The sequence below is a fragment of the Brevundimonas alba genome, from assembly GCF_011927945.1.
GTDB classification, from domain to species: Bacteria; Pseudomonadota; Alphaproteobacteria; order Caulobacterales; family Caulobacteraceae; genus Brevundimonas; species Brevundimonas alba.
On the sequence record NZ_JAATJM010000001.1, the window covers coordinates 1607835 to 1628245 of the forward strand.

The following is a 20411-nucleotide window of genomic DNA, read 5'->3' on the forward strand; positions in this document are numbered from 1 at the left end:
CTATTCCGCGGGCGTCTTCGGCGGGCCGACGGGGATGTGGCTCAGATCGGTGCGGTCCCACTTTTCGAAGTCGGGCATCACCGGTCCGGTCTCGAAATTCGACTTGTCGAACTTCCACGGATGGACCTGGTGCGGCTCCAGATATTTGTAGAACTCGTCCTCGGTCATCTGCAGCGTCTCGAGGAACCAGTCCATCGAGGCGGGGCGCTTGCCGTCGTACTGGCGCTCGATCTCGACGGCTTCCTCGCGGGTCTTGCGGCCGTTGCGGATGTCGATCGACAGCAGGTGGTTGGCGCGCCCGTAGCCGCGCTTCACGAATTTCGACCAGTCGCGCATGCCCTGGAAGGTGCACTCGATCTTTTCGTAGTCATACTCCGGCGGCACGCCCTCGACCTGCTGACCCTTCCAGCCGAGCTCTCGCTCGATCAGGGCCACGTTGGCCTTGGTGTCCCACTCGATATAGTTGCCGAGGCAGATCGAGCGGACCTTCAGGGCCATCAGGTCCTTGCGCTTCGGATAGTCGAACATCCACAGGTCGCGGCGCTCCACGCGCCCCTGCAGGAATTCGTACATGTCGTCGGCGGTGATCCCCTGGTTCATCAGGCGGTTGAACCGCTTCTCGTCGACCTCCTCCATCTCTTCGAAGGTGTACCAGCTGTGGTACTCGGCCGAGGTCTCGCCCCAGAACAGCAGCGGAATGCCGAACCGCACCGCCATGTGCATGACGCCGGAATAGATGCCTGTGTGGCAGTGCCAGCAGAAGTCGCCGCGGCGCTTGAAGCTCTCCAGCATCAGCTCGCGCACGACGTGGAAGTTCGGCGTGAACTCGACGACGTCGACGCCCAGCTGCTTGAACACCGAGGTGTTCAGGTCCTCGACCTTGGGCCGGTAGCCCCAGTGGTTGTAGCGCACCACCAGCGGCTTCAGCTTCAGCGTCTTGACGATGTAATAGAGCTGGAAGACCGAGTCCTTGCCGCCCGAATAGGGGACGATGCAGTCGTAGAGGTCCTTGCCCTTGTACTGGTCGATGATCTCGTCGAGCTGCCGCTGGCGGTCGGCCCAATCGATCTTGTCCTTCTTGGCCTCGATCTGACGGCAGACGGAGCAGACGCCTTCCTCATCGAAGGTGATGGTGTCGACGGTCTCCGGGACCAGACATTTGGTGCATTTGCGCATGGGCTATCTCGCGCCGGACGGGGAGGTCCGGCTTTCCTCTTGTCGAATGGTGTCCAGATGGGCGGCGATCGCCTCGATGCACAGGAAGTCGACCAGATCATCAACCTCGTGCGCCTTGTGGCGGGCCGTCCGGTAGCCGAGCGTCCCGGCGTGGCAGAAACCCTGCTCCCGCCGCAGCGCCTCGACCGTCGAAATATACAGGCTGCCGTCCAAGCCGAACACCGGCTCCAGGTCCTGGCGGCGGGGCATGGCGGCGAAGCCACCGGGCTGCAGCGGATCGATCACGCCGTCGGACCGCATCCGCACCGCATAGGCGGGGTGGTTGGTCTCCAGGGCGGTCACCCCGACGATCGCGTCCGCCCCGGACGCGATCAACTGCTCCAGCGCCGCGTCGACGTCGGCGCCCTCGGTCAGGGGCGAGGTCGGCTCCAGCAAGACGACGTACTCGTAGACGTCGCCGGCCTCCGCCAGCGTGTCCACGGCGTGAAGGATGAAGCCGATCGAGGGCGCGGTGTCCGACGCCAACTCGGCCGGCCTCAGGAACGGAGCCTCGGCCCCATGCGCCACGGCGATGTCGGCAAAGCCCTGATCGTCCGTGGAGATGATCACCCGGTCGACATGGCTGGACGCGCGCGCGGCGGCGATCGGCCACGCCAGCAGGGGCTTGCCCGCCAGAGGCCGCACGTTCTTCAGCGGCAGGCCCTTGGAGCCCTTCCGCGCCGGAACGATCGCGAGAACACGCCTGCCGTCGATCATTGGCCGGCCGATCCCACGATGTCGGGCGCCTTCACGAAGGGCGCGCGCGCGCGCTGCACCGACCGGTCCAGCACCTTGTGGGCGAAGAACAGCGCCTTGGGGTAGTGCAGGCCGTGCGCCGCCTGACTGCGCCGGATCTCGTCGTTCTGCTTCATGATGCTGGCGGCCGTGCCCCCGGTCGCCCCGCCCGAGCGCATCCGGACCCAGATCTGCGGCAGGTACACCGACTTGATCTGGTGGACGAAGAAGGCCCTGAGCATGAAGTCGTAGTCGGCGGCCAGACGGTAGCTGGTGTCGAACTGTCCGATCTTGTCGTAGGCGGCGCGGGTCAGGAACAAGGTCGGGTGGGCCGGAATGAATCCCCGGCGCAGGTTCTCGACGGTCGCCGGCCGCGACTTCCAGTGCCGCTCGATCTTGCCGGTGTTCGCCGGGTCCACATAGACGAGGTCGGCGTGCACCGCCTCGACCGTCGGGTCCTCAAACGCCTTCATCACATTGGCGATGACGTCGGGCGCGCAATAGTAGTCGTCCGAGTTGATGAAGCCGATAACCTCCCCGGTCGCCCGCGACAGGCCCTTGTTATAGGCGTCGTAGATGCCCTTGTCGGGCTCGGACACGGCGGAGGTCACGCGCTGTCCCTCGCGCGCCACGATCTCCATCGTCTCGTCCTTTGAGCCGCCGTCGACGACCAGATATTCGATCTGCGGATACGTCTGGGCGTTCACCGACCGCAGGGTGTCCGCGATGGTGCGCGCGCTGTTGTACGATGCGGTGATCAGCGAAAGCGTCTTCATCACTCTGTTCCAGCCGCCGGCAGCGGCGGCGCCGCGCGGTCCTTGTCCGACAGGATCACGGTATCGACCCCCAACAGGGCCGGAAGGCGATCCGCGATCGAGAACGCCAGTTCCGACCCCTCATCGTAGCCGCCGTCGCAAACATATTCAAAGACAGTGTCTTGCAGGGCGAAAAAGCCGTGTGCGTACTCAGCTCCGATGCGAACCCAGCCGTCTTCGGGCGTCAGGCGGGTGGTGCGGAGCTCCCGGGTCGGGTCGTCCATCGAGACCACGACATCGACGATGGCCCCTGAGACCACCCGGATGACCTTGGTCTGCTCGGACGGCGCCTGCTGAACATGCAGGCCCCGGAACACGCCCGCCTTCGAGAACGACCGCTTCAGCACCATGCTGTCGCTTTCGTAGAGCACCTCGAGCCAGCCGCGATTGTCCTCGCGGCGGCGGGTGGTCTGATCCAGCCGGACGAAGGGATCCAAGACCTCAGCTCCAGTCCGCGTTCTTGATCAGCAGGGCCTTGCGGGCGGCCAGAAGGTCCGCCTCCATCATTTCGTCGACCAGCTCTTCGAACGTGATCTCCGGCTCCCAGCCCAGCTTCGCCTTGGCCTTGGACGGATCGCCCAGCAGGGTTTCCACCTCGGTCGGACGGAAGTAGCGCGGGTCGACCCGCACAATCGTCTGGCCCTCCTTGATCGCCGGGCAGCGGCTCACGGCGTGCGACGGATCGACCGCCTCGACGATCCCCCGCTCCTCCACCCCGGAGCCTTCCCAGCGCAGGGTGACGCCGATGCGGGCGGCCGAGGCCTCGACGAACTGGCGGACGCTGTACTGTTTGCCCGTGGCGATCACATAATCGTCCGGCGTGTCCTGCTGCAGCATCATCCACTGCATGCGCACGTAGTCCTTGGCGTGACCCCAGTCGCGCAGGGCATCCATGTTGCCGAGATACAGGCAGTCGCTCAGGCCTTGGGCGATCTCGCCGAGCCCGCGGGTGATCTTGCGGGTGACGAAGGTCTCGCCCCGCCGCTCGCTCTCGTGATTGAACAGGATGCCGTTGCAGGCGAAGATTCCGTAGGCCTCGCGGTAGTTCACGCACATCCAGTAGGCGAACATCTTGGCCACGGCGTAGGGGCTGCGCGGGTAGAAGGGCGTCGTTTCCGACTGGACCGGCTCCTGCACCAGGCCATACAGCTCGGATGTCGAGGCCTGGTAGAATTTGGTCTTCTTCTCCATGCCCAGCAGGCGGATAGCCTCGAGCAGGCGCAGGGTGCCGAGGGCGTCCACGTCCGCGGTATATTCCGGCGTCTCGAAGCTGACGGCGACGTGGCTCTGGGCCCCGAGGTTGTAGATCTCGTCCGGCTGAACCTGCTGGATGATGCGCACCAGGTTCGACGTGTCCGTCAGGTCGCCGAAATGCATCTGGAAGCGCACGTCCGCGTCGTGCAGGTCCTGATAGATGTGGTCGACCCGCTCGGTGTTGAACAGCGACGAGCGGCGTTTGATGCCGTGCACGTCGTAGCCCTTCTCGAGCAGGAATTCCGCCAGATAGGAGCCGTCCTGGCCCGTGATGCCGGTGATCAGCGCGGTCTTCTTCGTCATCGGGCCTTCCAGACAGAGCGGCCGGAGGGCGCACGAGCGCGCGAGGCGCGGCCCGGGTACCCCCCGTATCGGGCGAATGCGGCCCCTGAACGCGCCTGGACAGGCGGCGATCCACAGCCGCCGCCTGTCTAGGCGGGAAATGTGACATTGGCCAGCGGAGCGCAGGCGATGACTGCGTTTCCCGCCTCAGGCGTCGATGGCGGGCTGGCGTCCAGGAGCCGGGGCGCGGCTCATCGGCATGGAGTGCGGTCGCAGGCGCATGCAGTGGAGCCAGCAGCGCCGACCCCGAACAGGCGCTGTCCTCTATCCAGGGGTAGTCGCGAAGCGGGTGAAGTCCCGTTCAGGTTGCTCCGAGGGCCGCATTCAACGCAAGTGTGAAGCGGCTCCGCTTGTCGTTTCGCGAAGCCGCGTTACGGTGACCGCCGGAAATTTTCGTCGGTTGGGCCCTACGCATGTTCGATTCCTTCTCGCGGAGCTTCGGCTCGCCGTCTTCGTTCGTCGCCGATAGCGATGGAGCGCCGTCTGTCCAGCCGGTGGCGGATCCCTCGTTCGGAGCCGTCGCCAGCTATGACATCTGCGGCTGCTGCGGACGGTTCCACGGGGCTGTCGAAGCCGCTGGTTCAGGCCCGCAAGGCGTGCTGCTGAACGCCGACGACCGCGGCCTGTTCGGTCCCAACGGCAAACCCTCGCTCGATCCGATCGACGCCGGGTCGCAGATCACGCGCTCGAACACCAGCTGGGCCACCGGGCTCGGGCAGCCGGCCGTGGTTACCTATGCCTTCCGCCTCTCGGCTGCCGTCATGCCGACGGACACTGCGGGCTTCTCGCAGTTCAACAGTTTCCAGATCGCCGCCGCCGAGCTCTCGCTCGCGGCCTGGTCCGACGTGGCGAACATCACCTTCAACCGCGTCACGGACGTCGGCAGCCAGTACTCCAACAACGCCACCATCCTGTTCGGCAACTATGCGTCCGGCCAGGACGGCGCGGCCGCCTTCGCCTATCTGCCCGGCGGCATGCCGGGGGCTACGAGCTCCAACGCCGTCCAGGGCGACGTATGGGTCAACAGCTCGCTGTCCTACAACGCCGTGCCGGTGATGCAGGCCTATGGTCATCAGGCCCTGCTGCACGAGATCGGCCACGCTATCGGCCTCAGCCACCCGGCGGACTACAACGCCAGCGCCACCGGCGTGATCACCTACGGCGCGGACGCCATCTACTTCGAGGACTCCCGCCAGTTTTCGGTGATGAGCTACTTCTCCGAGCAGGAGACGGGGGCGGACTTCCGCACGAACGGCACCGGCAACAATCGCTACTCCGCCGTGCCCCTGCTCGATGATATCGCGGCGGCCCAGCGCCTCTACGGCGCCAACATGACCACCCGTACCGGGGACACGGTCTACGGCTTCAACTCCACGGCGACCTTCCCCTGGTTCAACGCCAACTCGGCGGCCAGCGCCCTCATCTTCGCGGTCTGGGATGCCGGCGGCACGGACACCTTCGACTTCTCCGGCTACAGCGTCGCCCAGACGATCGACCTTCGGCAGGGCGCCTTCTCCAGCGTCGGCGGTCTGGTCGGCAATATCGCGATCGCCATCGGCGTGGTGATCGAGAACGTCATCGGCGGCTCCGGCGTCGACACCATCCGCGGCAACTCTGCGGCCAATGTGATCACCGGCAACGGCGGCAATGACGTCATCGACGGGGGCCTGGGCACGGACACGGTCGTCTTCTCGGGCGCCCGCGCCAGCTACACCATCACCTGGAACGGCCAGGTCGGCACCGTGACGGGCCCGGACGGGACGGTCACCGTCCGCAACGTGGAATCCCTCCAGTTCTCGGACCAGACCATCGCCGCCGCTCCGACGGGCGGCGTGACGGTCGCCGGCGACATCACCAATGAAACCATCAACGGGACGAACTTCGCCGACACCATCGGCGGTCTCGGCGGCACGGACACGATCAACGGTCTCGACGGCGCCGACACGCTCAGCGGCGGTTCGGGCGACGACGTTCTGAACGGTGGAAACGACGCCGACTTCCTCGTGGGCGGCCTCGGCGCGGACACGCTGAACGGCGGCGCAGGCTTCGATACCGCAGACTATTCCGGCGCCGGCGCCGGCATTACGGTCAACCTGACGAACGGCGTGGCCAGCGGCGGCGCGGGCGCAGACACCCTCTCCAGTATCGAGGAAGTGCGGGGCACGGCCTTCGCCGACACCCTCACGGGCGACGGCGCCGACAACATCCTGCGCGGCGGCGGCGGCCTCGATACGCTGAATGGCGGCGGCGGTGCGGACCAGCTGTTCTCCGGCGCGCCCGGCGAAGGCGGCGGCGCGCCCGACATCGTCAAATCCTTCTCGACGACCAACAATTCGATCGGCTCCGCGGTGTCGCTGGCCGGCGGCTTCGATCTGGGCACCCGCTCGGACGTGGCGAACTCGACCACCATTCCGCATGCCACGGTCGTCGCCACCGGCCATGGCGGCAAGGAGTTCTACGCGGTCACCGTGGCCGCGGGCGAGACGGTCGTCTTCGACATCGACAACGCCAGCTTCGACAGCGTGCTGCGCATCTACGACGCCGGCAATGTCCGTCTGGCCCAGAACGACGACGCCGCGACGGGCGACGGCGGCTCGGCGACCGACTCGGCCCTGAGCTACACCTTCGCCTCCGCCGGGACCTACTACATCGAGGTGTCGCAGTGGCAGTCGGGCTCTGACGCCACCCTCGTCACCTCGGCCCCCCCGGCCGGCGGCACCTACAGACTGCATGTCTCGGTTCCGAGCGCGCCGGTGACGCCGATCCTGTTCCTCGGCGCCACCATGAACGGCGAGGCCGGAAACGATGTCCTCAACGGCAGCATCGGCCGCGACACCCTCAACGGCGGGGCCGACGACGACCAGCTGATCGGCGGCGCCGAGAACGACACCATCGACGGCGGAAACGGCACGGACACGGCCGTCTTCAGCGGCGCCCGTTCGGCCTACACCATCACCCTCAACGCGGGCGTGACGACCGTCACCGGCCCCGAGGGGACCGACACGCTCAGCAATGTCGAGCGCCTGCAGTTCGCCGACGGCCTGTTCGATCCGGCCGGGGCGCCGCTCAACGGGACCATCAACGGCACGCCGAACGCCGACAGCCTGAACGGCACCACCGGCGCCGACACCATCAACGGCCTCGACGGCGACGACCTGATCAACGCCGGTCTCGGCAACGACACCGTCGATGGCGGCACGGGCGTCGACACGGCGGTGTTCTCCGGAACCATGGCCGGTTCGACGGTCTCCACGGCCGCGGGCGTCACCACGGTGAACGGCCCCGACGGCGTCGACAGCCTGTCGAACGTCGAGCGGCTCCGCTTCTCCGACGGCACGCTGATCGTGGGCGCGGGCGGCGGCCAGTATTACGCGGGAACCGCCAACGCGGACGCGATCACCGGCACCGCCTTCAACGACCAGATCGAGTCCGCCGGCAGCGACGACACCATCACCGGCGGCGCGGGAGCCGACGCGATCGACGGCGGCGGCGGCACGGATACGGCCGTCTACAGCGGCGCTCGGTCCGCCTACACCATCAGCTTCGCGGCCGGGGTCACGACCATCACCGGACCCGACGGGACCGACACCCTGACCAATGTCGAGCGGCTCCAGTTCGCCGATGGCTTCTACACCATCGCCGGCGCGCCGATCATGAACCCGATCAATGGCACGGCCGGGGCCGATACCCTGACGGGCACCGCCGGCTTCGACGCGATCAGCGGCGGCGGCGGCGACGACACCCTCACCGGCGGCGGCTCGAACGACACCATCAGCGGCGACGCCGGCACGGACACGGCGGTCTTCAGCGGCCTGCGCTCGGCCTATACGGTGTCGACGGTCGGCGGGACCACGACGGTCACCGGCCCCGACGGGACCGACACCCTGACCACGGTCGAGCGTCTTCGCTTCGACGACATCACCCTGATCGTGGGCGCGGGCGGCGGCCAGTATTTCGCGGGCACGCCGAACAATGACGCCTTTGTCGGCACGGCCTTCGCAGACGAGTTCCAGGGAGCGGGCGGCGCGGACGTGATCAACGGCCAGGCCGGCGACGACCTGATCGTCGGCGGCGACGGCGACGACCAGCTGACCGCCGGCGGCGGGGTGGATGTCCTGTTCGGCGGCCTCGGAGCGGATGCCCTGAGCGGCGATTCCGGCGACCAGCTGTGGGGCGAGGACGGCGACGACACCCTGGTCGTGACCGGCTCGGCCGCCTCGGCCGGCGTTCTGATCTCGGGCGGCACGGGTGTCGACACGGCCGTCCTGAACGGCGTTTCGGCCCAGGTGGACCTCTCCGCCGGAACCGGCTCGGTCGGATCAACGGCGGTGTCCATCTTCGCCACCGAGAACGTGACGGTCGGCGGCACGACCGCCGCGGTTCGCACCGTCTCGGGCAGCAGCGGCGCCAATACGCTCGCCGCCGCCGCCGGAAGCGCCTTCGCGGTCGTGTTCGACGGCCGGGGCGGAGACGACGTCCTGACGGGCGCCAATGGCTCCGACAGCCTGACGGGCGGCGAGGGCGACGACACCCTGCGTGGCGGCGCCGGCTCCGACCAGTTGATCGGCGGCAATGGTGTCGACACTGGCGACTATCGCGGCGCGGCCGGCGGGGTCACCGCCAACCTGACCCTCGGCTCGGCGAGCAACGACGGCGACGGGGCCACCGACGTCCTCAGCGCCCTCGAGAACCTGTTCGGCTCGGCCTTCAACGACGTGCTGACGGGCGACGGCGGTGACAATGTGTTCCGCGGCGGCGCGGGCGTGGACGTCCTGAACGGCGGCGCGGGGATCGACACGGTCGACTACTCGGGGGCCGCGGGGGCCGTGAACGCCCAGCTGAACGCCAACAGGTCGACCAACGACGGCGACGGCGGGACCGACACCTTCACCGGCGTCGAAAACCTGACCGGCTCGGCCTTCAACGACACCCTGATCGGCGACGGCGGCGCAAACGTGCTGCGCGGCGGGCTGGGATCGGACACCCTGCTGGGCCTCGTGGGCAATGACGTGCTGTGGGGCGGCTCCGGCGCGCTCAACGCCCTCCAGGGCGGACTTGGCGACGACACCTATGTGCTGGAGGCGGCCGACTCGGTGTTCGAGGCCGCCGGCGAGGGGACCGACACGGTCGATGCGCGGATCGCCACCTATGTGTTGGCCAACAACGTCGAGAACCTGATCTTCGGCGGCGTCGGAAACTTCACTGGCACCGGCAATGCGGCGGCCAACGTCATGACCGGCGGCGCGGGCGACGACGTGCTGCGCGGCCGCGGCGGGGCCGATGTGATGAACGGCGGCGCGGGAACCGACACGGCGGACTACACCCTGGCCGCGGCGGCGACGGTGATCCGGCTGGACCTGCAGCGGGCCACCAACGACGGCGACGGGGCCACCGACACCTTCACCTCGGTCGAGAACGCCATCGGTTCGAACTACAACGACGTCATCTACGGCGACGCCAACGCCAACGTCATCCAGGGCGGCATCGGCTCGGACGTCCTCGTCGGCGGCGGCGGCAACGACATCCTGATGGGCGGCTCGGGCGGGGTGAACAACCAGCTGCAGGGCGGGACCGGAGACGACCTCTACATCCTGGACGCCTTCGATACGATCGTGGAGCTGGCCGGCGAAGGGATCGACACCGTGCAGGCGCGGGTCGGTTCCTACACCCTGGGCAACAACGTCGAGAACCTGTTCTACACCGGGCCCGGCAGCTTCGTGGGCAGCGGCAACGCCCTGAACAACACCATCACCGGCGGCGCTCTGGACGATATCCTGCGCGGCGGCGGCGGCAACGACACGATCAACGGCGGTCTGGGTAGCGACGAACTGCAGCTGCGCGGCGTCGCCGCCAACTACACCATCACCGCCGAAGGCGCGGGCTGGCGGATCGTCGACAGCGTCGCCGGCCGCGACGGCTCAACCTTCGTCACCTCCATCGAGGTGCTGCGCTACGCCAACAACACCACTACGACCCTGACCTACGGCGCCCCGGCCCCGCTGGAGCCGGCGGCCAAGGATGGGGGAATGCTGGTTCTGCCGACGCTGGTGGACGATAAAGACCTCTTCGGCCCGCAGGTGCTGCCGATCCAGGACGACTTCCTCGTCCTGCCGGACACCTTCGTGGACGCAGCGGCCAAGGATTGGGATGACGCCCAGGTCCTGCCCGGAGCAGCCGACGACGCCGCCTTTGTGATCATGGAGGACCGTCACTACACCGAGTTCCAGCATGCTCCGGCGGACCGTATCGACACGACCCACGACGTGTTCGACTACACCCGCGCCTGGCTCGATCCCTGGGCGTAAGAGACGGAAACCTGCGCGGTCCGGCGCCCGTCGGGCCGCGCGAACTTCTCCGGTCGGTTGTTGCACCTTGTGGCGGCCGACCCTAACTGCGACCCGGCGCCCACTTGGGTACGGGCCTCGCGGGATGCTACTGTGCAGCTTCCCCATGCGGGGACTGCCGCCTGACGGCTGCACGGACAGGGGATAGACGGCGCAATGCGGACTCTCGCAACCGAACCGGACCGTGACGACGCCTTCCCGGCCGTTCCGGAAAAGGCCGGTTTCGCGTCTCCGCCGATCGACGGAGCACTCTCCGCCGGCGCACAGCCCTCCGATCCCATCGCCGATCCTGCGCCGACCTACGAATATTCGTTCGATTTCGACTATGGTCTGGGGCCCTGGACGACCTGGCTGGCCCCGTCCGTCGTCCATGAAGCGGGCGGCGAGCACGAGTCCTTCACCCGCCTCCACGCCCCCGGCGCCCTGGATCCCAACCATATCGACGGCATCGGGGCCCTGCGGCTGATCGCCCACCTGTCGGTGCCTGCGGTCGGCTCGCCCGGGATCCTGAACCTCCTGGATGCGGAGTTCGAGATCACGGTTCGCGCCACCGACTATCATGCGAACGGCGGCAAGCTCGTGGTCTGGCTGTGCCGCTATGTCCCTGAAGAGGGGGTGTTCAAGAACTACTACGTCAATCTCGTCGCCAATAACTGGGCCAACACGGGCAACGATCTGACCGACCAGCTGGTCGAGGGCGAGTGGGTCACGATCACCGTGCAACTGAGCGACGACCCGGCCGACTGGACCTACGCCGGCGAAAACCACTCGCAGCAGGGCGACTGGGCCGACCGCTATCAGCCATTCGGCGTGACGGAGACGTTGTCACAGACCGACGCGACCCTGCACCTCGTCGTCATCAACGACGAGCCCGACGAGTTTCCGACCGGCTTCCTCGACATCGCCAACATAACGGTGCGGACGCAGACGCCTGCCATTCCGTCCCACCCGAACAACACCAACACCAATCGCGAGTTCTTCCACGGGCTGGAAGACCAGGTCACGGCCGGCACGCTCGTCGGCGACGGGGTCGTCAACCTGGCCAACGCCACCTTCACCCTCGTGCCCGGCTCGGCGACGAACGGCGCGGTGACGCTGGATCCGGCCACGGGCGCCTTCGTCTTCACGCCGAACGCCAACTATTTCGGACCGACGGACTTCGTCGGGCCGGCGACGTTCCGCTACACCGTCAGCGACGGCGTCCACACCTCCGCCGTCCGCACCGCCTACATCTACATCGGCGGGATCAACGACGCGCCGGTCGCCAGCACCCAGGACGAGGCGATGGAGATCGCCGCTGGCGAGGCCTTCACCTATGGGCTTCGGCTGGGGTCGGATGTCGACCACGACGAACGGCTGACCTACCACCTTGTCGGCGGGTCGGAGACGAACGGCACGGTCACCATAGACCCGTCAAACGGGCGTTATGTCTTCACGCCGGCCGATGGCTTTTCCGGTCAGGCGACGTTCTCCTACTACGTAAGCGATGGCCAGCTGGACAGCGCGCCCAAGACTGTGACCCTGACCGTTCTGGCGGACGGCGAGCCCGCCGTTCGCCTGACTTACAACCAGGCGGTCGACCTGCTTATCGCGGGCGATTTCCAGGGCTTCGTCCGCAACATCATCCTGCTCGCCGACAGGGGCGATGTGGGCGGGGCCTATTTCTACGGCACATGGCTGCGCAACGGCCAGAACGTGCCGATGGATACGGCCCTGGCCGCCCACTATCTCGAAATGGTGCGTCAGATACCGGACGCCGCCCTGATGCTGGCGGACATGTATGTGTCGGGCGAAGGCGTCGCGCGGGACTATGCGGAAGCGCGCGAACTCTATGAGAGCCTGCCCAACAATGGCACGGCCCTGTATCGGCTCGCGATCCTGCACGACAATGGCTACGGCGGGCCCGTCGACGACGCCGGGGCGGTCGCCCTCTATGTGAAGGCCGCGGAACTCGGCAACGCCGACGCCATGTACACGCTCGGGCGGCGCTATCTGTCTGGCGAGGGTGTCGCCGTTTCGGCCGCCGACGCCTATTTCTGGCTGGGCGTGGGACTGAAGTTGAATGGCGGGCCCGCCGTCGGCGCCTTCGATCAGCTGCTGGTCTTCAACATGCAGCAGGCCGTCACCCTTGGTCTGACGGCGGGACAAAAGGCGGCGCTCGACGCCGCCATCGCCGGCTGGACTCCGGGCCAATCCGTTCCGGTGAACGATGCGCCCACGCCGGGTGACGAGAGCGCCGTGCATGCCGGCTCCACCAACCAGCCGGTCCTGGGAACTCTTGCGCATGCGACGGACGTCGACGGCGAGTCGCCTCGCTATGTCCTCGTCGCCGGATCGGCCTTGCACGGAACCGTCACGATCAACGCCGACACCGGCGCCTTCGTCTTCACGCCCGCCAACGGATATTTCGGGCCGGCGTCGTTCCGCTACTATGTGACCGACGGACAGGCCAACAGCGCCGAAGTCGAGGTCGCGTTCGAGATTGAACTGGGCACGGCCGCCCTCGCCGATGGCGCAGCCGTCAACGAGACGGGAGGCCTGACGGCCACCGCCTCGGCGGGTCTTCTTGTCAACGACACCGTTTCCGCCGACGGCGCGTCCCTGGTCGTCAGTTCAGTGAACGGCTCGGCCGGCAACGTCGGCCAGACCATCGCCGGCACGTACGGCGACATCACCGTCAATGCGGACGGCAGCTATTCCTTCCAGGCCTACGCCTCGACCGCGGCGCTGACGCAGGGCCAGACCGCCGTCGAAACCATCACCTACGCCGTCACCGACGGGCTGGGCGTGACCTCGACCTCCACCCTGACGATCACGGTCAATGGCCAGGGCGGCACGATCCTGAACGGCTCGGGCGTGCTGATCGGCAGCCAGTTCGGAGATCTGATCACCGGCGGAACCGGATCGGACGTGATCCTCGGCCAAGGCGGCGACGACGTCATCGACGGCGGGTCTGGCGGAGCCAACGAGATCTACGGCGGGGCCGGCAACGACACCTTCATCCTGTCGGCGGTCGGCGATACGGTCATCGAGCTGGCGAACGAGGGAACGGACACGGTCCGGACCAGCCTGAACACCTTCATCCTGGGTCAGAACATCGAGAATCTGACCTTCACCGGTTCAGGCGACCTCACGGCGACCGGGAACGCCTCGAACAATGTGTTCGTCGTCGGCACGGGCGCGAACGTCATCGACGGCGCGGGTGGCGTCGATACCGTGGATTACGGCTCGGCGACGGGCGGCCTGACCGTCAAACTCGCCAACGGCAGCGCGGTGAAGGGCGGCGGCGTCAACGACGTTCTGACCAGCATCGAGAATGTGATCGGCTCGGCCTTCAACGATACCCTGGTCGGAACGTCCGGCGCCAACCGGCTCGAGGGTGGTCTGGGCAGCGACTATCTGATCGGCGGCGCGGGCGACGACATCCTGGTCGGCGGCGCGGGTCTGGCCAACGCCATGCAGGGCGGCACGGGCAACGACCTCTACATCATGACGGCCGCAGGGGATTCTCTCAACGAGTTCGCCGGGGAAGGCGTAGACAGCGTCCAGACCAGCCTCACCGCCTATTCGCTGCGGGCGAATTTCGAGAACCTGACCTACACAGGCTCCGCCGCCTTCACCGGCTACGGCAACAACGAGAACAACATCATCATCAGCGGCGCCGGGAATGACACCCTGCGCAGCGGCGGCGGCAGCGACACCCTTAACGCGGGTGGCGGCGTCGACACAGTTGACTACAGTGACGCCACGGCCGCCGTGAGCGTAAACCTCCGAAGCCACTCCGCCTCCAAATCGGCCGGCGGCGCCGACGTCCTGATAGGCTTCGAGAACATCACCGGCTCCGCCTACGCCGACGTTCTGATCAGCGACCATGGCGGCAGCGTGCTGAACGGCGGTCTCGGGTCGGACTACCTGATCGGCGGCAATGGGGCGGACGTCCTGATCGGCGGCGCCGGGCAGGCCAACGCCATGCAGGGCGGCGCGGGCAACGACCGCTACATCGTCTCCGTGGTCGGGGATTCCCTTTCCGAGTTCGCAGGCGAGGGCGTCGACACCGTCGAGACGACGCTCAGCCAGTACACGCTCAGGGACAACTTCGAGAACCTCGTCTTCACCGGCTCGGGCGCCTTCTCCGGCGTCGGCAACAGCGCCAACAACCAGCTGACCGGGGGCGCCTTCAACGACATCCTGCGCGGCGGCGGCGGCAGTGACATCCTGAACGGCGGCGGCGGCGCCGACACGGCCGACTACGCCACCGCCACGGCGGGGGTGACGGTCAATATCCGCACCCAGTCCGCGACCAAGAGCGCCGGCGGAAGCGACACCCTCGTCAGCATCGAGAACGTCACCGGTTCGGCCTTCAACGACACCCTGATCGGCGGCGCGGGCTTCAACAGCCTGAACGGCGGCGCGGGGAACGACACGGTCGACTACAGCGCCGCGGCCGGCGCCGTGACCGTCAAACTGGCGGGCTCGCTCGCCTCTGCGGACGGGGACGGCGCGACCGATCTCCTGATCAGCATCGAGAACGTCACCGGCTCGGCCTTCAACGATCTGCTGTTCGGCGACGCCCAGAACAATGTGCTGAGCGGCGGGGCCGGCAGCGACACTCTGCTCGGTCAGGCCGGCGACGATGTGCTGATCGGCGGCGCCGGGGCCGCGAACATCATGCAGGGGGGCCTAGGCGACGACCGCTATGTCGTGACCGCCGTCGGGGACACCCTGACGGAATTCGCCGGCCAGGGAATCGACACCGTCGAGACCAGTCTCGCCGCCTACACCCTGCGCGATTATTTCGAGAAGCTGACCTACATCGGCTCGGGGAATTTCACCGGCCTCGGCAACGCCGCGGACAATGTGATCACCGGCGGCCTGGGCGCCGACACCCTGAAAGGCGCTGCGGGCAACGACGTGCTGGTTGGCGGCGACGGCGCGGCCAACCTGCTGCAGGGCGGCACGGGCGACGACCGCTATGTCGTGACAGCCGCCGGCGACACCGTGACCGAACTCGCGGGCGAAGGCACGGACACGATCCAGACGACCCTCGCCGCCTGGACGCTCCAGAACCATGTGGAGAACCTGACCTACATCGGCTCAGGCGCCTTCAGCGGCACAGGCAACGCCCTCGCCAACGTCATTACCGGGGGCGGCCACGCCGACGTGCTGAACGGCGGCGATGGCGCGGATACCCTCGTCGGCGGAGCCGGCGACGATGTGCTGACCGGCGGCGATGGCGCCGCGAATATCCTGCAGGGCGGCACGGGCGACGATCGTTACATCGTCACCGCCGCCGGCGACACGGTCACCGAACTCAGCGGCGAAGGCACAGACGTCGTCGAGACGACGCTGGCCAGCTGGACGCTGCAGAACAACGTCGAGAACCTGACCTACACCGGCGTCGGCGCCTTCGCAGGCACAGGCAACGGGCTCGACAACATCATCACCGGCGGGGCCGGCGGCGATACCCTGATCGGCGCCGGCGGGAACGATGTGCTGATCGGCGGGGACGGCGCGGCCAACGTGCTGCAGGGCGGAACGGGCGACGACCGATATGTGGTCACCACGGCCGGCGACACCGTGACCGAACTGTCCGGCGAAGGCGTGGATACGGTTGAAACCAACCTGTCGACCTGGACGCTTCAGGATCACGTCGAGAACCTGACCTACACCGGCTCCGGCGCCTTCACGGGTTCCGGCAACGCGCTGGGCAACGTCATCACCGGCGGCGGCAATGCCGACGCGCTCGACGGTGGAGAGGGCGCTGACACCCTCGTCGGCGGAGCCGGCGACGATGTGCTGACCGGCGGCGACGGGGCCGCCAATGTCCTGCAGGGCGGAACAGGCGACGACCGCTATGTCGTCACGGCCGCCGGAGACACGGTGACCGAACTGGCCGACGAAGGCGTCGACCTCATCGAGACGACGCTCTCAGCCTGGACGCTCCAGGCCAATGTCGAGAACCTGACCTACACCGGCGGCGGCGATTTCACCGGCACGGGCAATGCGCTGGATAACGTCATCACCGGCGGCGCTCATGCCGACGCGCTGAACGGCGGCGAGGGCGCCGACACACTGGTCGGTGGGGCCGGTGACGATGTGCTGACCGGCGGCGACGGAGCATCCAACATCCTGCAGGGTGGAACGGGCGCCGATCGCTACGTGGTCACCGCAGCCGGCGATATCGTGACCGAGCTGGCCGACGAGGGCGTGGACGTCATCGAGACGAACCTCACCACCTGGACCCTTCAGGATCACGTTGAGAATCTGACCTACACCGGCTCCGGCGCCTTCACGGGCTCCGGCAACGGGCTGGACAATGTCATCACGGGCGGCGGCGACGCAGACCTGCTGGACGGCGGCGAGGGCGCTGACACTCTCATCGGCGCAGTCGGGGACGATGTGCTGACCGGCGGCGCCGGCGCGGCCAACATCCTGCAGGGCGGAACGGGCGACGACCGCTATGTGGTGACCGCAGCCGGAGACACGGTGACCGAACTGGCCGACGAAGGCGTCGACCTGGTTGAGACCACCCTGTCCGCCTGGACCCTTCAGGCCAACGTAGAGAACCTGACCTACACCGGCGCCGGCGACTTCGCGGGCACGGGCAACGAGCTCGACAACGTCGTCACCGGCGGCGACGGAAGCGACACCCTGAGCGGCGCGGCGGGCAATGACGTGCTCATCGGCGGCGCCGGCGCGGCCAACGTCCTCCAGGGCGGCGTGGGCGACGACCGCTATGTCGTGACCGCCGAGGGCGACACCGTGACCGAGCTGGCCGACGAGGGCCTGGACGTCATCGAGACGAACCTCTCCACCTGGACCCTTCAGGACCACGTCGAGAATCTGACCTACACCGGCTCCGGCGCCTTTACGGGCTCCGGCAACGCGCTGGACAACGTCATCACCGGCGGCGGCGAGGCAGACCTTCTGGACGGCGGTGAGGGCGCTGACACCCTCATCGGCGCAGCCGGTGACGATGTGCTGACCGGCGGCGCCGGCGCGGCCAATGTCCTGCAGGGTGGAACGGGCGATGACCGCTATGTCGTGGCCGCCGAAGGCGACACCGTGACCGAACTGGCCGACGAAGGCGTCGACGTCGTCGAGACCACCCTGTCCGCCTGGACCCTTCAGGCCAACGTAGAGAACCTGACCTACACCGGCTCCGGCGACTTCGCGGGCACAGGCAACGAGCTCGACAATGTCGTCACCGGCGGCGACGGGAGCGACACTCTGAACGGCGCGGCGGGCAATGACGTTCTCATCGGGGGCGCCGGCGCGGCCAATGTCCTGCAGGGCGGCGCCGGCGACGACCGCTATGTCGTGACCGCCGAGGGCGACACCGTGACCGAACTGGCTGACGAGGGCGTCGACCAGGTCGAGACGACCCTCGCGGCCTACGTTCTCGGCGACAATCTCGAGACCCTGGCGTTCGTCGGCGCCGGCGCCTTCGAAGGCACGGGCAACGCCCTCGACAACGTCATCACGGGCGGCGCGGCCAACGACACGCTCTCGGGCGGCGCGGGCAATGATGCGCTGAACGGTGGCGACGGCGAGGATACCGCCCTGCTGTCAGGCGCGCAGGCGAGCTACACCGTCACCCTCAATGAGGACGGGTCGGTCACGGTCGTGGACACGGCGGCCGGCGAGGACGGCGACGACGGGACGGATATCCTGAACGGCATGGAGTTCCTCCACTTCGGGGACGGTTCGGTGCTCGATCTGTCGACCCTGTCTCCGCCGGGCGCCCCCCTGCAGGGCCCGGACGCGAAGACGTTCGCCACCGCCTTCACCGCGCCCGCGGCGCAGGATGACGCGGCCGTAGCTCTGACCTTCGAAAGCCTCGGCCAGCGTGCCGCCGATCCGGATCTCTCCGGCAAGTTCATGGGGCTGTTCGACCATCAGCTGACCCTGTCCTTCGACGGGGTCTCCCCGACGTTCGGCCATGAACCCGTGGATCAGGATCCCGACTGGTTCTTCTGACGCGGTTTCCGGTCAGGCGTGCAGATCGGCGTCCTTGCGGTCGCGGATGAACAGGACGCCGGCCACGACCGTGACCAGCGCCACCACCACGGGGTACCAGAGGCCGTAGTAGATGTTGCCCGTCGCGGCGACCATGGCGAAGGCCGTGGTCGGCAGGAAGCCGCCGAACCAGCCGTTGCCGATGTGATAGGGCAGGGACATCGAGGTGTAGCGGATGCGGGTGGGGAACATCTCCACCAGCGCCGCCGCGATCGGCCCGTAGACCATGGTCACATAGAAGACGAGCAGGAACAGGATGCCGATCACCAGCGGCCGGTTCACCAGGGTGCTGTCCGCCTTGGTCGGATAGCCGGCGGCGGTCAGGGCCGCGCCGAGCGAGGTCTCCCACGCCGCCTTGGCCGCGGAGAAGTCTGCTGCCGGCAAGGCCGCCCGGTCGAGACCCGGAAGCAGGGTCCCGCCGACCCGCACCACCGCCAGGGAGCCCTTTGGGGATGCGGTGTTGGCGTAGGTCACACCCGCCTTCGCGAGGTATGACTTGGCCAGATCGCACGAGCTGTTGAACTTCGCCTTGCCGACCGGATCGAACTGGAACGAGCAGTCGGCGGGGTCGGCAACGACGACGACCGGCGCGGAGGCGGAGGCCGCCGCCAGCCGCGGATTGGCCGCCTCCGTCAGGGCGTGAAACAGCGGGAAATAGGTCAGCGCCGCCAGAAGGCAGCCGGTCAGGATGATCGGCTTGCGGCCCACCCGATCCGACAGCCAGCCCCAGAAGACGAAGAAGGGGGTGGCCAGCAGCAGGGCGACAGCGATCAGGATATTGGCGAGCGCCGGCTCGACCTTCAGCGTCTTCTCGAGGAAGAACAGGGCGTAGAACTGACCCGTGTACCAGACCACCGCCTGCCCCGCCGTCAGCCCCACCAGCGCCAGCAGCACCAGCTTCAGGTTCGGCCATTTGCCGAAACTGTCCCTGAGCGGCGTCGCGGAGCCCTTGCCCTCCGCCTTCATGCGGGCGAACGCCGGGCTCTCCGCCAGCTTCAGCCGGATCCACAGCGACACGCCCAGCAGCAGGATCGAAACGAGGAAGGGGACGCGCCATCCCCAGTCCTTGAAGGCGTCCTCGCCGATCGCGGTCCGCACGCCGAGGATGACCAGCAGGCTCAGCATCAGTCCCGCCGTCGCCGTGATCTGGATGAAGCTGGTGAAGAAGCCGCGCTTCCCGGGCGGGGCGTGTTCGGCGACATAGGTGGCCGCGCCGCCATACTCTCCGCCGAGCGCCAGTCCCTGCACCAGCCGCATGGCGATCAGAACGGCCGGCGCCGCGACGCCGATGGCCGCGTAGGACGGCAGCAGCCCGACCACGAAGGTCGACAGCCCCATCAGCAGCATGGTCACGAGGAAGGTGTTCTTGCGCCCCCACAGATCGCCGAGGCGGCCGAAGAAGACCGCCCCGAACGGCCGCACCGCGAACCCCGCCGCGAAGGCCATCAGGGCGAAGACGTAGCCCGTCGTCTCGTTGACGCCCGAGAAGAACTGGCTGGTGATGATCGCCGCCAGCGATCCGTAGAGGTAGAAATCGTACCACTCGATCACCGTGCCGACGGACGAGGCCAGAATGACCAGCCGGTCTCTGCGGTCGACGGTGTGCGGTTCGGCGGCGTCGGTCATGGTCCCTCCCCGGACTCGTCCCGGGGAAATCGTGGACCGGATTTGGCCGGCGCGCCAGCAG

The 20411-nt window shown here is 67.6% G+C and carries 8 protein-coding genes; 2 read left to right on the forward strand and 6 right to left on the reverse strand.

The features are described from left to right. Genes GGQ87_RS07910 through gmd form a run of 5 tightly spaced genes read right to left on the reverse strand, consistent with a single transcriptional unit; the run spans position 1 to position 4322 of the window. On the reverse strand, positions 1-1176 hold the full coding sequence (locus GGQ87_RS07910) for an N-acetyl sugar amidotransferase (protein WP_168046322.1): 1176 nt from the start codon (positions 1174-1176) through the stop codon (positions 1-3). A gap of 3 nt (positions 1177-1179) precedes the next feature. Continuing rightward, positions 1180-1932 carry an acylneuraminate cytidylyltransferase family protein gene (locus GGQ87_RS07915; RefSeq protein ID WP_168046324.1) on the reverse strand — a complete coding sequence of 251 codons (753 nt, stop codon included), beginning with the start codon at positions 1930-1932 and terminating at the stop codon, positions 1180-1182. Then, positions 1929-2726, reverse strand: a complete 798-nt coding sequence (locus tag GGQ87_RS07920; RefSeq protein ID WP_168046326.1) for a glycosyltransferase family 2 protein — start codon at positions 2724-2726, stop codon at positions 1929-1931. Before GGQ87_RS07920 ends, GGQ87_RS07915 begins: the two co-directional genes overlap by 4 nt. Then, the gene (locus GGQ87_RS07925; protein ID WP_168046328.1) at positions 2726-3202 is read right to left on the reverse strand and encodes a dTDP-4-dehydrorhamnose 3,5-epimerase family protein; all 477 of its coding nucleotides are present in this window, start codon (positions 3200-3202) and stop codon (positions 2726-2728) included. Before GGQ87_RS07925 ends, GGQ87_RS07920 begins: the two co-directional genes overlap by 1 nt. A gap of 4 nt (positions 3203-3206) precedes the next feature. Beyond that, entirely contained in the window at positions 3207-4322 is a 1116-nt protein-coding gene (gene gmd / locus GGQ87_RS07930; protein ID WP_168046330.1) for a GDP-mannose 4,6-dehydratase, read from the reverse strand. 452 nt (positions 4323-4774) lie between these two features. On the opposite strand from gmd, the gene GGQ87_RS07935 reads away from it, so the two are divergent. Both GGQ87_RS07935 and GGQ87_RS07940 read left to right on the forward strand, forming a co-directional pair. After that, complete coding sequence (locus GGQ87_RS07935) at positions 4775-10666, forward strand: M10 family metallopeptidase C-terminal domain-containing protein (RefSeq protein WP_168046332.1); 5892 nt, start codon at positions 4775-4777, stop codon at positions 10664-10666. A 954-nt stretch (positions 10667-11620) separates the two neighbouring features. Continuing rightward, on the forward strand, positions 11621-18685 hold the full coding sequence (locus GGQ87_RS07940) for an Ig-like domain-containing protein (RefSeq protein WP_425339279.1): 7065 nt from the start codon (positions 11621-11623) through the stop codon (positions 18683-18685). A 12-nt stretch (positions 18686-18697) separates the two neighbouring features. On the opposite strand, the gene GGQ87_RS07945 is transcribed toward GGQ87_RS07940, so the two are convergent. Next, entirely contained in the window at positions 18698-20350 is a 1653-nt protein-coding gene (locus tag GGQ87_RS07945; RefSeq protein WP_168046336.1) for an MFS transporter, read from the reverse strand. Positions 20351-20411 lie beyond the last annotated feature (61 nt).

Coding starts and splice junctions, on each gene's coding strand:
- GGQ87_RS07910 (WP_168046322.1), bottom strand. CDS start 1,176: ATGCGCAAATGCACCAAATGTCTGGTCCCGGAGACCGTCGACACCATC.
- GGQ87_RS07915 (WP_168046324.1), bottom strand. CDS start 1,932: ATGATCGACGGCAGGCGTGTTCTCGCGATCGTTCCGGCGCGGAAGGGC.
- GGQ87_RS07920 (WP_168046326.1), bottom strand. CDS start 2,726: ATGAAGACGCTTTCGCTGATCACCGCATCGTACAACAGCGCGCGCACC.
- gmd (WP_168046330.1), bottom strand. CDS start 4,322: ATGACGAAGAAGACCGCGCTGATCACCGGCATCACGGGCCAGGACGGC.
- GGQ87_RS07935 (WP_168046332.1), top strand. CDS start 4,775: ATGTTCGATTCCTTCTCGCGGAGCTTCGGCTCGCCGTCTTCGTTCGTC.
- GGQ87_RS07945 (WP_168046336.1), bottom strand. CDS start 20,350: ATGACCGACGCCGCCGAACCGCACACCGTCGACCGCAGAGACCGGCTG.